The organism is Flavobacterium sp. P1_E4 (assembly GCF_056405915.1).
Genome location: NZ_JBFUBE010000038.1, coordinates 1 through 16,317 on the forward strand (window position 1 = coordinate 1; position 16,317 = coordinate 16,317).

The window sequence follows — 16,317 nt, forward strand, 5'->3', positions numbered from 1 at the left end:
AGATATTAAAAGTTTGATAGATGACAGCAATGAAAATCGTGCTAAAAAACATGAAAACATTTTCATGAAGAAATATCGTTTTCCATTAATCTTAGCTTTTTTGATTGCGTTTTTTAATCAATTTTCAGGAATTAATGCCTTTTTGTATTATGCCCCAAGAATTTTTGAAGAAGCTGGCTTAGGACAAAATACCGCTTTATTAAGCAGTATCGGAATCGGAATCACGAATCTTATATTTACTTTAATCGGAGTTGCATTAATCGACAGATTGGGAAGGAAGTTGTTAATGTACATTGGTTCTGTTGGATATATCATTTCGTTAGGTTTGGTGTCAGCTTCTTTTTATTACAACTGGGGAGGTTTATCGGTGCCTATTTTTCTTTTCATATTTATTGCTTCACATGCCATTGGTCAAGGGGCTGTTATATGGGTTTTCATCTCAGAAATTTTTCCAAATCATATTCGAGCTTCAGGACAGGCTTTTGGAAGTTCCGTGCATTGGGTCTTGGCAGCCATAATTCCATCATTGATTCCAATGTTGTTCTCTGAAATAGGGACGGCTACCGTATTCTTAATTTTTGCATTAATGATGGTACTACAATTATTATTTGTGATCTTTTTAATGCCTGAAACCAAAGGAATTTCTCTGGAAGTATTAAGTGAAAATCTAACTAGAAAAAAAATCAAAAAAAATGAAATCAAAGAAACATCTGCCGCTGGCATTATATAGTGCTGCATTATTATCAATAGGAGGATGCAAACCCTATTCGGCCGTTGCACAAATAACTGATGCTAAGGCAGCAACTTCTGTGGAGGAGCAGATGTATCGTCCCAATTTTCATTATAGTCCGAAAAAAGGATGGATGAATGATCCTAACGGAATGTTCTTTGCCAATGGAAATTATCATCTGTTTTACCAATATTATCCTGATGGAAATACTTGGGGGCCTATGCATTGGGGGCATGCGATCAGTAAAGATTTAATTAAGTGGGAAGAGCAGCCAATAGGGATATATCCAGATAAAGACAAATATATTTTTTCTGGAAGTGCCGTGGTTGATGTCAATAACACTTCGGGTCTGGGTACTGGTAAAACAGCTCCAATTGTGGCGATTTATACTTTGCATGATATGACAAAGGAAAAAGAGAATAAAATCGATGTCGAGCAACAGGATATGGCGTATTCGAATGATAATGGTTTTACATGGCAGAAATTTGAGGAAGGAAATCCTGTCGTGAAGAACCCTGGAATTCGCGATTTCCGTGATCCAAAAGTGACCTGGGATGAAACGCATAAACAATGGATAATGATTTTGGCAGCACAAGACCGAGCTCAGTTTTATAAATCTAAAAACCTTAGAAACTGGGAATACGCATCTGATTTTGGAAAAAACATTGGTGCGCATGGAGGTGTTTGGGAATGTCCCGATTTCTTTCAGATGAAGGTAAAAGGGACTAATGAAACGAAATGGGTTTTAATTCAAAGTTTGAATCCAGGGGGAGCAAATGGGGGTTCGGGAACGCAATACTTTATTGGTGATTTTGACGGAACAACTTTTACTTTAGATACCAATTTTTCACAAAGAGTTGCCGATGAAAAGGCAGTTTGGTTGGACTATGGTAAAGATAACTATGCAGGAGTTACTTGGAACAATATTCCAAGTTCTGATGGAAGAAAATTATTTATTGGATGGATGTCAAATTGGGATTATGCGCAACAGGTTCCAACAACTGGATGGAGAAGTAGTATGACAATACCTCGTGAAATTCAATTGGTCAAAAAGGATAATGCCTATAGTTTGATCAGTAATCCTGTTTTAGAATTAGAGAAGTATTATTCTAAATCCAAAAAAGAGAAAAAGCTGATTGGAAAAGAAAATCTTGAAATTGTATCATCGGGTAAATTAGATCTGACTAAAGCCGTAATCTCTTTTAGATTGGAAAATTTAAAAAATGCCACTTACAATTTTACATTATCAAATGAAAAAGGCGAATCGGTAACTTTTGGAATTAACAATTCGGAGAACTTCTTATTTCTTGACCGTTCAAAATCTGGAAAAATAGACTTTTCTGAAAAATTTGCTTCAACTATTTCAAAAGCGCTTTTGAATAAAAATCAAAAAACAGCTGACTTTAAAATTGTACTTGATAAAACCTCAATTGAAATATTTTATAACAATGGTGAAAAAGTAATGACAGAATTATTTTTTACAACGCAACCATTCACTCGTTTTTCAGCCTCTTCAAATGAAGATATTGAAATAAATAATTTAACAATTAACCAATTAAATATTAACTAAAACCACAAACTTATGAAAAGTAAAATTTTTTATTTACTGTTTTTATTCTTTCCGCTGCTGGTAGCCACAGCACAGGAAATAGAAGTAAACGGTACCGTAACTTCTTCTAATGACGGAATGCCAATTCCGGGGGCAAACATACTTATTTCAGGTACTAATAAAACTGTTTCGACAGACTTTGATGGGAAATTTTCAGCGAAGAATGTTTCTCCTGATGCTACTTTTACAATTTCTTTTATGGGCTATAACTCTCAAACGATTGCGGTCAATGGACAAAAGGTATTAAAAATTTCATTAAAACCAGAAAATAAGCAATTGAATGAAGTTGTTGTAGTAGGTTATACTAAACAAAAGAAAAGAGATATTACAGGAGCAGTAGCTGTTGTTAATATGAAAGAATTAATGAAGCAACCGGAACCAAACCCAATCAAGGCTTTACAAGGAAGAATAGCTGGGGTAAAAGTTTCATCGGATGGTTCTCCGAGTGGAGGAAATACAAAAGTTGTTATTCGAGGAGTTGGAACCTTAAATAATACAGATCCACTTTATGTAATTGACGGAGTGCCTACTAAATCAGGGATGCATGAATTAAATCCCAACGATATAGAATCGATGCAGGTATTAAAGGATGCTTCTTCTGCCAGTATTTATGGCTCTCGCGCTTCGAATGGTGTAATTATTATTACCACGAAAAAAGGAAAAGATGGTAAAACAAAAATTAATTTTAATCAGTACACTTCTTTTTCAAATTATGCCAAAAAAACAGAAGTTTTAAATTCGGAGCAATTTGGGCAAGCTTTATGGCAGGCTAATGTCAATGATGGATTGAATCCGAATAACAATAATTTGAGTTATCAGTTTGATTGGTCAGTTGTAAATAGCAAACCACAATTGAACAATGTTTTGGTTCCCGAATATTTAGATGCCGGGCAAACACTAAAGTCTTCAAATACTGACTGGTATAAAGAAATTTCACAAACCGGAATTGCCAAATCCTATGATTTGGAAGTTTCCAATGGTACTGAAAGAGGTAACTATTTATTTTCTCTTGGTTATTATGACAATGAAGGAGTTGTAAAAACAACGGAATTCGAAAGAATCTCAGCAAGGATGAATGGTTCTTATAAATATTTTGACGGTAAACTCGTTATAGGTGAAAATTTCAGTTTTAACAGAACAAATGAAATAACAGATCCAGGAGTTCTTGACCCGGCACTTCGCGCTTTGCCTTTAATTCCAGTTCATACCGTGGACGGAAAAGGTTGGGGAGGACCAGTAGGAGGTATGAACGACAGACAAAACCCTGTAAGGCTATTAGAATATAATAAAGATAATAAGTACGATTATTTGAGACTTTTTGGTAATGCATATGCCGATTTGGAGATTATTAAAAATCTTCATGTCAGAACAAGTTTCGGTATTGATTATAGCTATTATAACAAACGTACTTTGCAAAGAAGTTACCAATCAGGATATTTACAAAACGATCAAAATTCGGTTACCATTGATCAATCGGTTAGCGATAGGTGGACTTGGACAAACACTGCAACCTACAATTTGAAATTTGGAAAGAGCAGTTTGAATTTGATGGCTGGAACAGAAATGTACAAAGACATTTTTGACACGAACACTTTACGTAAAAATGATTTTTTAATAGAAACTCCAGATTATATGTATCCTGATGCAGGAACAGGAGAATCGTTTACCAGCGGGACCTCGACTGCTTATTCTTTGCTTTCTTACTTTGGAAAAGCTGATTATGAGTATGATAATCGTTATTTGGTTTCGGCTACAATTCGTCGTGATGGTTCTTCCCGTTTTGGAAAAAATAACCAATTTGGTACTTTTCCTGCGGTTTCTGCAGGGTGGAGAATTAGTAATGAAAACTTCATAAAAGACAATACTTCTGTGATTTCTGATTTAAAATTGCGTGCTGGATGGGGACAAACCGGAAATCAGGAAATCAGTAATACAGCAGTGTATTCACTGTATGTTGCAAATTATGCAGGCGGGAGCCCTACTTGGGCAACTTCTTTTGGAACAGCTTATGATATTGCAGGAAACGGAAACGGATTACTGCCATCAGGATTTATCGCAACTCAATCAGGTAATGATGATTTAAAGTGGGAGACTACCACCCAAACGAATGTAGGTTTGGATTTTGGATTTTTTAATCAAAAATTGAGCGGTTCGGTAGATTATTATATTAAAAAGACTGATGATATTTTAGTGTTGCCTCCTTATTTGGGAGTAATTGGTGAAGGAGGAAATCGTTGGGTAAATGGAGCTTCTATGGAAAATAAAGGATGGGAATTTACTTTAGGTTATCAAGATGAAACTTCATATGGGCTTAAATACGATGTATCTGTTAATTTATCGGCCAATAAAAATAAAATTACGGATTTGCCTGCTGAAGTCAAAAATAATTATGGAGGTGATGGTGTAAATGACAATATTTTGGGTCGTCCAATAAATTCTATGTATGGTTATGTTGCCGATGGACTATTTAAAAGCCAAGACGAAGTAGATAATTCTGCCAATCAGGAAGGAAAAGGCCTTGGACGCATTCGTTACCAGGATTTGAATGGTGACGGAAGTATTACTGACAAAGATCGTACTTGGATAGGAAATCCAAATGCAGGATATCTTTACGGATTTAATTTGGGTTTAAGGTACAAAGATTTTGACTTCACTATGTTTTGGGAAGGAGTGAATGATGTTGATGTAATCAATACAACAAAATATCAGACAGATTTTTGGAGTGTTGATGACGTAGGGTCTAACAAAGGAACTCGTTTGCTTAATGCATGGTCATTGGATAATCCAAATTCTACAATTCCAGCATTAACAACAGTTGATAAAAATGCAGAATCCAGATTTTCAACTTACTATGTTGAAAATGGAAATTATTTAAAACTTCGTGTATTGCAATTGGGATATACTATGCCTAAAGATTTTTTGAAAAAGACAGGCTTAGATACTTTTCGCCTTTATGTAAGCGGACAAAATTTATTTATAATAGATGCTAAAGAATTCACAGGTGTAGATCCTGAAAGCCCTGCATTTGGATACCCACAGCCAATGACATTTACACTTGGACTCAATTTGGCGCTATAACTAACCATTAAATATAAAAACATGAAAAAAATACTATATATAACAGGATTTTTATTGCTGGGGATATTCTCTTCCTGCTCTGATTTTCTAGAAAATGAGCCACGAGGGGTTCTATCTGAAAAGGATATTATTACACCGGAAAACATAGATGGCTACATGAATGCGGCTTACGCACAATTGGGGAATGATCATTATGATTCACCATATAGTTTATGGCCTTTTGGTAATGTTCGATCCGATGATGCCTATAAAGGAGGAAGTGGAACGAACGATATTCAGGATTTTCATTTTTTTGAAGTGTCTAATAACATAAGACCTGATTTTGGAGAATTAGACTCCTTTTGGTACATCAGCTATGTAGGAGTTTCCAGAGCGAATAAAGCTTTGCATGCTTTGGAACAACTCAACGAAGCTGACTATCCGTTGAAAAAGACACGAATTGCCGAAATGCGTTTCTTGAGAGGTCACTTTTATTTTATGCTTAAAATTATGTTCCGAAACGTTCCTTACATTACGGAAGATATTCCAGTTGAAAAATATAATACTATTTCGAATCATGATTTATCGAATGAGGAGTTATGGAATAAAATTGCTGAAGATTTTGAGGCAGCGGCAGCTGTTTTGCCAGCTACCCAAACACAAGTAGGAAGAGCCACAAAAAAGGCAGCTTATGCTTATTTGGCTAAAACACGCTTATATCAAGCTTATACCCAAGATGATAATTTTGCGGTAACCGGCATAAACCAACAGCATCTGCAAGAAGTTATTGCTGCTACGGATAAAGTTGTGGGTTCGGCTTCTTTAGAGCCTGATTTTGCAAATAATTTTTTACCAGGAAGTTTTGAAAATGGACCTGAATCTATTTTTTCAATTCAATTTTCGGATAGTGATGGGACTTTATATGGCAGATTAAATTTTTCAGATGTTCTTTCCACTCCACAAGGGTTAGGATGTTGTGATTTCCATAAGCCAAGCCAGAATTTAGTTAATGCATTTAAAACGGGATCAAATGGTTTGCCAGAATTTGACACCTATAATGACACAGACTTTGATTATAAAAAGATAGACGATTTTACTGTAGATCCAAGATTATATCACACTGTTGCAATGCCAGGCTTACCTTATAAATATGATCCTGAATTTCTATATGTAGAGGCATGGGTAAGATCTCCGGGAACCTATGGCTATTATGCTTCTTTAAAAGAAAATGTGGCTCCAAGCTGCCCTTGTGTTGTAAACATTGATCCATTTTACGGAAATTCAAAAAACAGGATACAGATTCGTTACGCTGATGTAATACTAATGCGTGCAGAAGCTTTAATCGAATTAGGAAGACAAGACGAAGCTTTACCATTGATTAATGAAATTAGAAATAGAGCGTCAGCAAGTACAGGAAGACTTCCTTACGTTACTAATTTTAAAATAAGCCCTTATATTAATGGAACAAATTGTTCTTGGACGCAAGATTTTGCTCGTAAAGCATTACGTTGGGAAAGACGTTTAGAACTGGCTATGGAAGGAAATCGATTTTTTGATTTAGTACGTTGGGGCGTTACTGATCAGGTAATGAATGACTTTTATGCAGGAGAAAAAACAAAACGTACTTATTATCAAGAAGCCTTTTTTGATAAACATAAAGAAGAATATTGTCCAATTCCATTGAAGCAAATTAATTTCAGTCAAGGATTATATAAACAAAATCCAGGTTACTAATCATTTATAAAACGATAAATATGAGAAAATTAATATATAAAAATATGACCAAAGCCTTTATGGCTTTGGCATTTATTTTCGTGATTTCAGCTTGCGAAGACAGTTTTGAAAATGGAGGCTTTGAGGTTGATTCTCCCTCAAATGTTACTTCTTTTAAAATAAATGGAGTAAATGGAGTCATTGATCAAAAGACGGGAAAAATAAATATCACGATGCCTTACGGATCTGAAATTACTGCTGTCACTCCGGAAATCACGTTACAAGAAGGGGCTACAACAAATTTGGATCTAACTAAACCGATAAATTTCACGAACCCAGTTAAGTTTAGAGTTGTGAATGGAAATTTGTATAAAGATTATACAGTTACGGTAGTTGTTTTGAGTCCGATTAAGAGTTTTAAAATCAATTCTGTTGCCGCAATAATCAATGATGTAAATAAAACGATTACGATGACTTTACCTGAAAATACCAATTTGACGGCTTTGCAACCTATAATTGAATTAACGGAAGGAGTTTCAATTGCTCCAGCATCAGGAACCACCATTGACTTTAGCAATCCAGTTATATTTGTGGTAACGTCAAACGGAAAAAGTGTTAATTATACCGCTAATGTAGGTGTACCTGTAGCTGGTTTAGTCGTTGCATTCTTAGGAACGGCAGAAACTAGAGCCGGAATAACAAACTTGGATGAGATTACCGCTGCAGACTGGTTGTTCCAAAATTTTCCAGGAGCTAAATACATATCATTTGACAATATTCTAAATGGAGCTGATTTAAGTGATGTGGATGTAATATGGTGGCATTTTGATTCTGCAACGAATTTGCCTGCAGTAGCTTACAATCCTGTTGTTACGGATGCTTTAAAAAGTTACCGTGCCAATGGTGGGAATTTATTATTGACCACGTTTGCCTCACAATATGTGGATGCTTTAGGGATCGTTCCTTCCGGAAAAGGACCAAATAATGTTTTTGGAGATTTTCCTCCTAATGGGTTTGTAGATGGAAATTCATGGGGAATGTCCTTTGTTGGACATGAAAGTCACCCAATTTTCGAAGGACTAACTACTTACGAAACCGGAAAAGCAAATTTATTACAGAGCGGTACTTTTAGGTTGAATCATACAGCTTGGTGGTTCGTTCCAGAATGGGGAGGTTATGTTAATGGAGAAGGTTGGAGAAACCAAACAGGAGGTACAAATCTAGCCAGTGAGGCATGGGATAATTCACTTGATGGTCGAGTAACTATCGCTGAGTGGCCAAATAATGCCACAGATAAAAACGTAATTGTAATTTCAATGGGAGCTTACGATTGGTACAATGAAACAAATAGTAGTGGTGTACCAAGTCAAGCTAATGAATTTTTGAATAACATTAAGCTTTTGACACAAAACAGTATTAATTATTTAGTTAAGAATTAATCATACTAATAAAATAAAAATGAAATATAAAAAAATAGTACTGTTATCATCAATCTTTTTTTCGCTGGTTTCCTGCAGTCAAAATGATGATACATATATTGGAGGATCCATTTCTGGAGGTCCAGTAGAAATGACAAGTATTTATCCTGTGCCACCATCCCAATGGATGGGTGGTACGGATCCTTACTACAGTGCAGGTTATACTGGTGATATAATGCCTTATTTTGATAATGGGAAATTCCATATCTTTTTTCTGCATGATGCACAAAATAAACCTGCCGGAAAAGGATTTCATGATATCCATGAATTTCAAAGCACTGATTTAGCCAAATTTTCTTATGAGGGGCAAATGATTCCATTTGGAGATGCCACTGATCCAGATTTTGGCATTGGAACAGGTTCGGTTGTAAAAGTGGGTACTGTATATTACTTTTATTATACAGGCCACAATGAAACGCCAGCTTTTATACAATCCAATGCTAGAGAAAGTGTGCTATGTGCCACAAGCTCCGATTTAAAAAACTGGACAAAAGTTCCTTCGTTTAAAATCACCGCACCTGCTGGATACTACAATTATGATTTCAGGGATCCACATGTATTTTACAATGAGGAACTAAAAAAATATTCAATGATTGTCAGCACACAAACAGAACCTGGAAGGAAAGCCGTTTTATTGCATTTTACAAGTGAAGATCCTGTATCCGGTAATTGGACTGTGCAACAACCTATTTATACAACTACGGCACAGGAAAATTATCTGATGATGGAATGTGCGGATATTTTTAAAATGGGCAATTATTGGTATTTATTTTTCTCTGAAAACTGGAGCAGTTCAAAAGGAACACATTATAGAATGGCATCTTCAATCAATGGGCCTTGGCTAACTCCGGAAAATGATATGATTGATGGTGAATATTTCTATGCAGGAAAAACAGCTTCGGATGGAAACAAACGTTATGTTTTTGGTTGGAACGCCAGAAAATCACCTGAGAATGATAATGGAAATAAAGAATGGGCAGGAAATATGGTTATTCATGAGTTGATACAAAATACAGACGGAACTCTTGGAACTCAAGCACCACAATCGGTGAAAGATTTATTTGCTAAAAGTATCAAGGTTGAAACATCTACTATTTTAGGGAATGTCACAGAAAGTAATGGTACTTATAATTTAAATGGTGCATCGGAGAAGGCGATGATACTTTTTAAAAATATTGAGAAAAAAGTTAAGATAAAAGGACAATTCACTCTTGGGAATGCAACTGGTTCCGCTGGTTTTGTATTTCAGACCAATGATGGCGGAAGCTATTATAAAATTGCTTTTGAGCCTAGTCAAGGTAAAATTGTAGGATATAATTCAGCTTCACAAGAAGTGACCAGGATGCCGTTTAAATTTCAATCGGGTGTGAAATATGATGTTGAAATTGTTACCGAGGGAAGTGTTTGTATTCTTTACATTAATGGAAAAGTGGCATTAAGTAATCGTATTTACGGAAGGGATAAAAATAAATGGGGCATCATAGCTGAAGGGCAGAGTTTTATAGTTTCAGATCTTCAGATAACAAAACCCGAATAAGAAAGGGATTTATCGCAATTTCATTGATTATTTGTGTACAAAGTAAGGTTAGATTAAGTTAGGTAGTTATAGGGTAAGACTGATACTCTTACCCTTTAATTTATTAAAATTAGAAAAAATGATTAAATTATTTAAAGTTAAAGCGGTCACATTTGGAGAAGTTTTATGGGATGTATTTCCAACCCATAAGAAAATAGGAGGAGCACCATTGAATGTAGCACTTAGAATGAAATCCTTTGGAGCGGAATCCACTATTATCAGTAAAATTGGTTCCGATGCTGATGGTGAAGAAATTGTTTCTTTTTTATCTGAAAAAGGAATTGACACTGATACAATTCAAATTAGTGAAGAGTATAAAACGGGTGTGGTTAATGTAATGATTAATGAAAAGGGAAATGCATCCTATGATATTTTATATCCTTCTGCATGGGATAAAATAGCATTGGATGAAGATATAAAGAAAAAGGTTTCTGATGCTGATGTTTTTATTTTCGGAAGTTTAATCTGTAGGGATGAAGAGTCCAGATCAACTTTAAATACTCTATTAGAAGAAGCAAAATATAAAGTTTTTGATGTCAATTTAAGAGCTCCTTATTATACAACAGATGTATTAGTAGAACTTATGATGAAAGCAGACTTCATCAAGCTTAACGATGAAGAATTATTTGAAATAAGCCGAAAATTGGATTCCCCCTACCATTCTTTTGAGCAAAATATTAAATTTATTGCAGACAAAACAAATACAAAACAAGTATGCGTTACCAAAGGTGCATTTGGAGCTGTTTTATACTACAATGAGAAGTTTTATTATAATAGTGGCTACTTTATAAAAGTAGTGGATACTGTTGGTGCAGGGGACTCATTTTTAGCTTCATTAATAGTAAGATTACTAAGAGGGAAGTCGCCTCAGAAGTCATTGAATTATGCTTGTGCAATTGGGGCTTTRGTAGCTGGAGAAGAAGGMGCAAATCCGAAGATTTCTGAAAAGGTAATTAGKGATTATATGAAAATTGATAAAAAAAAGAGTGAAAAATAGCTGTACGGCCCTCTCATAAAGTAGGCAGGCTGAAAAGTTAAGGCTTCGATTTTATAATTGGAGGCTTAACTTTTTTTTAACATTTTTTTTCTTCCGAATAGCAGCTTTTTGTAAGGTTGGATTGGCCAAACCCATTGATTTTCTAAAAAATTCTAAATGTAAATCGGAACACTTCTGGATTTACAGTAATTCGCCGCATTATTCAGTTGTGGATGATAGTATGTTTTTGATGCGGATTTCTATTTTCTATTTTGACTTGTCTTATTTATAAATGAAATTAATTACATCCAACGCGTAAATTAATTATCAATTTATGATGTGTTTTTATCATTTAATAGGTGGTCATAATTTCATAGATACTTTCTATAATAATTTCCTTTAGTAACCAAAAACCATTATTTATATGAAAATTATCCATTTATTCAAAAAAGGCCTTTTTCTGGGAACCTTCATTTTTTTATTGTACGCCTGCAGTTCTGAAATACTAAAAGAGTCTGATTTAGCGTTAGAAAATGCCTCTTCAAAAAAAGCGGTACCAATTTCAAAAATGTCTGCCGCACTTTCCTGCGGTGCCCAGACAGAACAAACAGATTACAGTATTTACAGAATGGTGTCTGACGGCACGCGAATTGGTGATGTTATGCCTTATTATGATGCCGCCAGCAGTACTTTCAATGTTTATTATTTGAAAGATATTTGGAATGACGCCACAAATAAAAGACACCCGTGGTATGGCTTCAAGACAACTGATTTCTTCTCGTATTCAGAACTTTCTGCAGGAGAGATTTTGAGCTGCAATACGAACAGCTGTGCACAGAATTTTGCTTTGGGTACAGGGAATATTATTAAGAGCGGCAGTAATTATTATGCGTTCTATACTGGCCATAATCCTAATTATCCCTCTTCTTGTGTTACCAAAAAAGAAGGAATCATGTTGGCCACATCAACAAGCCTTAATTCAAATTTTACCCACAACACCACTTTTACAACAATATATCCACCAACAGGGCAGGGATTTGATGAAAATGATAATTTCAGAGATCCTTATGTTCTATGGGATGCGACTTCATCGCAATACATAATGTTGGTATCGGCACGAAAAAATGTTAGCGGGACTTGGAAAGGAGTAATTGTAAAATATAGCTCAACTAATTTACTCAATTGGACCTATCAAGGGCTCATTTATGATGGTGGTTCGCAAAATTTCTTTATGATGGAAACGTCGGAAATATTTATGATAGGAAGTACCTATTACTTGCTATTCTCTGACATCAACAGTAAGTATTTATTTTATAGAAAAAGTAGCTCTATTAACGGACCATGGACTATGCCTTCAGGATCCGATCGATTTGATGGTACAGGTTTTTATGCTGGAAAAACAGCCAGTAACGGCACGGACAGATATATTTTTGCCTGGACTAATATTTTAACAGGCAATACTGACTCCGGAACTTGGGGATGGGGTGGTAATCTTGCAGTTCATAAGATCTATCAAAAAAGTAATGGCGATTTAGCAGTAGCCATACCGCATACTTTAAAAAACAAGATGGAAACGAATAATTATACGCCAGTTCAAAATAGTCAGTGGGGAGCCGTAACTCCGCTTTCTGGAGGATTATCTTATCAATTGAGCAGTACAGCAAATTTTGATGTTACTAACATTATTTATGCCCCCATTAATCTAGCACAGTATAAAATAAGTGCAAGTGTGTCCTTTAGTAGTTGTAACAAAGATTTTGGTTTTATGATTGGTGCTTGCGATGGATATGAAAATTTTTATAGTTTACGGTTTGTACCTTCCCAAAATAGATTTAGCCTTGATAAAACATTACGTTCTGCACTTACTACCAGTACTGTGGCTTATAATGATGTTCCCTATGTTTTTATTCCTAATACATTATATGACATTCAAATTGTGATAGAAAATTCTATTCTTACTGTTTATATTAATAATGAAGTGGCTCTTAGCAGCAGGGTATATAAGGCTTCGAATACTAATTGGGGTATATTTACAGACAATAGTACTGCCTCTTTTTACAATATTAAAGTGACTAAGCCATAAATTTTTAAGGCTAAGTGTATATAAATCAATACTGAAGTAGTTTTATAATATATTTAGGTTTTGATTAATAAGCTTTTATGAAAAATGCAAAAGCCTAGTGATAATGCACAGCCCCCAAAAAGTTTGACACTACTTGGGGGTATTTTTATGGGTAAAAGGAAAAGTTTGGAGAAGAATGTAAGTTTAGACAAGCAAAGAGCACAAAGTTGATGAGTCAATTGACGGATTATTGAATAAAGAGAGGGATATCTTGAATTATGTATAAAATAATTTATTTATAAATTTATATATAATTCGTCTCCTTTTGGTTTTAGATAGAAAGTAGAAAGAAAAGAATGAAAGCCTGTTATTGTTGAAAACGAAACTAAAAAACAATGTTTTTTATCAAAAACAGTTTAGTATTTAGTCCGTTTTTTTTCTGATCATCTAGAGCCATATAAATATAGATACAAATATTAAATCGTTTATTTATAGGGTTTTTGAGGATTGGTTTTGTTGTTTTACTGAATTAGAACCATACTAAAATGTTATCGTTTGTCTTTGACCTCTTTATCGAAAGCGACGAGGTTTAGTGTGGAGCGCAATCGGGAACGGACGCGGTTTCCGTAGGTGGTTTCGATTTCGGAAGCGGATAGGTTGGTGGTGATGTGGGTTATTATTTTTTTGGCTATGAATTGGTCGTAACGGCTTAAAAGAATTTCGGCCATGACATTACATTCGTTACCGAAGTATTTGAGATTGTTTTCGGTTCCTAGATCATCGAAACAAATTGTTTTGGGAGCTGACTTACTGTATTTGTGAATGATTTCATAACCCTCCTTAATGAATTCAAAACTGATGTCACGGCATGGTTTTACAGAAAATTTGTGAACTGTAGGGGTGAGGTCTTTCATTAAATTCATCAGTGTTGTTTTACCACAACCAACCGGACCCGACAGGAGTATCCCCTTGTCGAGGTTGATTTCATATTGTAAGCACATTTGTTTGTCTTTGAGGAAATATGCGATTAGTTTAAAAATGACAGGATAATCGGATTCGAGGATTTTGAAATGATTTCCGTAACGATTTTGCCCCTTGTTTTCTAACCAGATAATCACTTCTGAATAATTGTATGTTTCATTCATAATAAATTTAGTTTTATAAGAGTGGAGAGTAAATAGTGAATAGTGAAGATGTGGATTTTAATTTTGATTGAGGACAAATAATAGTTGCTGAAATTAAATTAAGAATGCATTTTATGTCTGGGGATATTTATTTCATGTTCCTGCGGATAAGGAGCACGATGCGTACTGCTGATATCTTCCTTGATTTGGATTTGGGCTTTGAACTGATGGTCTTTGGAATCCATATAACGAGGGTCGGCGATGAAAGGTATTTTGGCTATTTAGGTTACGGTAATGGTCAAATTACACTCCAAATCTGAGAATTTAAGATCTCAATAGTTTTGCTGATCAAAATTATCATTTTCTGAAGTGGAGAATTTTAAATGAAGTTGCGATTCAAAATTTTTGAATTCGCGAGATGGACTCTGAATGGAATCCGTACTTTGTCAAGAAAGAAATAGATGATTAATCCTGGGATAACTTTTTTTAAATCATTCTGTCGCTTAGTGACATGAACTTTGGAAAGTAATTTTTAATTATTTTAATTCCGACAAATAGAACAGAGTCGAATAATCAAGCATATTAATTAGAAAATTATTTTAATTAATTCAAGCCTAAATTTTGCTTTCTTCCAAAAAATAAAAAGAAAATACTTTTAATTTTTTCCTGCATAGAAGAACGTAGAATTGAGAAAGCTTTGGTTATTTGTGCTTCAACTGTTTTAATTGATACATTAAGGTGTTCTGCTATTTCGATGTTGGTTAGCCCCTCTTTTTTACTTAAAATGAAAACCTCTTTACACTTAGGCGGTAGATTTGAAATCTCTTTATTTACAACATTTAATATTTTTTGAAAAGACTCAGAATCATCTTCTAACACTATTGAGTTTATTGTGTTATAATAATTTTTTTCAAGTGTAAATAAGGACTGATTTTTTCTGTAAAGGTCAATAAATTCGTTGTAAACCAATTTGTAAAGAAAGCTTTTTAAAGAATGATCAGATTTTAATCGAGTACGCTGCTCCCATATTTTCAGGAATACATTTTGAACAATATCCTCGGAACTGTAAATGTTTTTGATAAGGCTGTTAGCATAAACACAAAGGGGGTGATGATACGTGTCTATTAAATACATATATGCACCTTCATCTCCATTTCTAAGAGATTCGATTAGAATTTTATTATCGTGATAATCTTGCCTTTTCATGAAAGCAAATAAAAGAATTTTTAATTAGATATTCATTAAAATTCATTAAATGTTGATTAATTGTTAGGGTTTGTAAGTTTTACTTCGTAATAGTGATGTGGAAGTCAATTTATTGTTGTGAACTTTATATTGTTGGTTACCGTTAAATTTAAAGAGTATCTTTTTAAAACAAGTATTAATCAAAACGTCAAATTTCTATAGAATAGCTATGAATGATAAAAATGAAAAAATTAAATGCCTTATTATAGGTTCTGGGCCAGCGGGTTATACTGCGGCCATATATGCAGCAAGAGCCAACATGAATCCTGTGTTATAYCAAGGWATGCAACCAGGWGGTCAATTRACCACAACTAATGAAGTAGAAAACTTTCCTGGATATGTAGATGGTGTTACMGGTCCAGAAATGATGGTTCAGTTGCAAAGTCAAGCACAACGTTTTGGTGCTGATATTCGTGATGGTTGGGTTACCAAAGTAGATTTCTCTGGAGATATTCACAAAGTTTGGATCAATGATAAAATTGAATTGCATTGCGAAACAGTTATTATTTCTACAGGAGCTTCAGCCAAATATTTGAATATTGAATCAGAGCAACATTACTTGAAAATGGGAGGTGGAGTTTCGGCTTGTGCAGTATGTGATGGATTCTTTTATAGAAATCAAGAAGTTGTTATAGTAGGAGCAGGAGATTCAGCTTGTGAAGAGGCTCATTATTTGTCTAAATTATGTTCTAAAGTAACAATGTTAGTTCGTAGCGAAAAGTTTAGAGCTTCTAAAATTATGGAAGA

The 16,317-nt window shown here is 34.6% G+C and carries 12 protein-coding genes; 9 read left to right on the top strand and 3 right to left on the bottom strand.

Annotated features, from left to right (window positions below):
- The 8 genes from AC1DY0_RS18320 to AC1DY0_RS18355 all read left to right on the top strand — a co-directional run.
- The coding region (locus AC1DY0_RS18320) for an MFS transporter (protein WP_477190026.1) at positions 1 to 730 on the top strand (730 nt) is incomplete at its 5' end.
- The gene (locus AC1DY0_RS18325; protein ID WP_477190027.1) at positions 693 to 2,300 is read left to right on the top strand and encodes a glycoside hydrolase family 32 protein; all 1,608 of its coding nucleotides are present in this window, start codon (positions 693 to 695) and stop codon (positions 2,298 to 2,300) included. The genes AC1DY0_RS18320 and AC1DY0_RS18325, both read left to right, overlap by 38 nt.
- 12 nt (positions 2,301 to 2,312) lie before the next feature.
- Positions 2,313 to 5,417, top strand: coding sequence for a SusC/RagA family TonB-linked outer membrane protein (locus AC1DY0_RS18330; protein ID WP_477190028.1), 3,105 nt, complete (start codon positions 2,313 to 2,315; stop codon positions 5,415 to 5,417).
- A 21-nt stretch (positions 5,418 to 5,438) separates the two neighbouring features.
- Positions 5,439 to 7,130 carry a RagB/SusD family nutrient uptake outer membrane protein gene (locus AC1DY0_RS18335; RefSeq protein ID WP_477190029.1) on the top strand — a complete coding sequence of 564 codons (1,692 nt, stop codon included), beginning with the start codon at positions 5,439 to 5,441 and terminating at the stop codon, positions 7,128 to 7,130.
- A 20-nt stretch (positions 7,131 to 7,150) separates the two neighbouring features.
- Positions 7,151 to 8,548 carry a DUF4960 domain-containing protein gene (locus AC1DY0_RS18340; RefSeq protein WP_477190030.1) on the top strand — a complete coding sequence of 466 codons (1,398 nt, stop codon included), beginning with the start codon at positions 7,151 to 7,153 and terminating at the stop codon, positions 8,546 to 8,548.
- A 19-nt stretch (positions 8,549 to 8,567) separates the two neighbouring features.
- The gene (locus tag AC1DY0_RS18345) at positions 8,568 to 10,124 is read left to right on the top strand and encodes a glycoside hydrolase domain-containing protein (protein WP_477190031.1); all 1,557 of its coding nucleotides are present in this window, start codon (positions 8,568 to 8,570) and stop codon (positions 10,122 to 10,124) included.
- Positions 10,125 to 10,242: 118 nt separating this feature from the next.
- Complete coding sequence (locus tag AC1DY0_RS18350) at positions 10,243 to 11,160, top strand: carbohydrate kinase family protein (protein ID WP_477190032.1); 918 nt, start codon at positions 10,243 to 10,245, stop codon at positions 11,158 to 11,160.
- A gap of 403 nt (positions 11,161 to 11,563) precedes the next feature.
- A complete protein-coding gene (locus AC1DY0_RS18355) occupies positions 11,564 to 13,222 on the top strand; it encodes a GH32 C-terminal domain-containing protein (protein WP_477190033.1) in 1,659 nt (552 codons plus the stop codon).
- Between the two features lie 527 nt (positions 13,223 to 13,749).
- Here the strand turns inward: AC1DY0_RS18355 and AC1DY0_RS18360 are convergent.
- The 3 genes from AC1DY0_RS18360 to AC1DY0_RS18370 form a co-directional block, all read right to left on the bottom strand.
- The gene (locus AC1DY0_RS18360) at positions 13,750 to 14,346 is read right to left on the bottom strand and encodes an AAA family ATPase (protein ID WP_477190034.1); all 597 of its coding nucleotides are present in this window, start codon (positions 14,344 to 14,346) and stop codon (positions 13,750 to 13,752) included.
- 98 nt (positions 14,347 to 14,444) lie between these two features.
- Positions 14,445 to 14,570: a hypothetical protein gene (locus tag AC1DY0_RS18365; protein WP_477190035.1), complete on the bottom strand. Its 126-nt coding sequence runs from the start codon at positions 14,568 to 14,570 to the stop codon at positions 14,445 to 14,447.
- A 358-nt stretch (positions 14,571 to 14,928) separates the two neighbouring features.
- On the bottom strand, positions 14,929 to 15,531 hold the full coding sequence (locus AC1DY0_RS18370) for an RNA polymerase sigma factor (RefSeq protein ID WP_477190036.1): 603 nt from the start codon (positions 15,529 to 15,531) through the stop codon (positions 14,929 to 14,931).
- A gap of 208 nt (positions 15,532 to 15,739) precedes the next feature.
- On the opposite strand from AC1DY0_RS18370, the gene AC1DY0_RS18375 reads away from it, so the two are divergent.
- A partial coding sequence (locus AC1DY0_RS18375; RefSeq protein WP_477190037.1) for an NAD(P)/FAD-dependent oxidoreductase occupies positions 15,740 to 16,317 on the top strand: 578 nt, incomplete at its 3' end.

Bases quoted from the DNA above. Each gene is read 5' to 3' on its own strand.
- AC1DY0_RS18330 (WP_477190028.1), top strand. From the start codon at position 2,313: ATGAAAAGTAAAATTTTTTATTTACTGTTTTTATTCTTTCCGCTGCTG.
- AC1DY0_RS18345 (WP_477190031.1), top strand. From the start codon at position 8,568: ATGAAATATAAAAAAATAGTACTGTTATCATCAATCTTTTTTTCGCTG.
- AC1DY0_RS18360 (WP_477190034.1), bottom strand. From the start codon at position 14,346: ATGAATGAAACATACAATTATTCAGAAGTGATTATCTGGTTAGAAAAC.
- AC1DY0_RS18340 (WP_477190030.1), top strand. From the start codon at position 7,151: ATGAGAAAATTAATATATAAAAATATGACCAAAGCCTTTATGGCTTTG.
- AC1DY0_RS18325 (WP_477190027.1), top strand. From the start codon at position 693: ATGAAATCAAAGAAACATCTGCCGCTGGCATTATATAGTGCTGCATTA.
- AC1DY0_RS18335 (WP_477190029.1), top strand. From the start codon at position 5,439: ATGAAAAAAATACTATATATAACAGGATTTTTATTGCTGGGGATATTC.
- AC1DY0_RS18370 (WP_477190036.1), bottom strand. From the start codon at position 15,531: ATGAAAAGGCAAGATTATCACGATAATAAAATTCTAATCGAATCTCTT.
- AC1DY0_RS18365 (WP_477190035.1), bottom strand. From the start codon at position 14,570: ATGGATTCCAAAGACCATCAGTTCAAAGCCCAAATCCAAATCAAGGAA.
- AC1DY0_RS18355 (WP_477190033.1), top strand. From the start codon at position 11,564: ATGAAAATTATCCATTTATTCAAAAAAGGCCTTTTTCTGGGAACCTTC.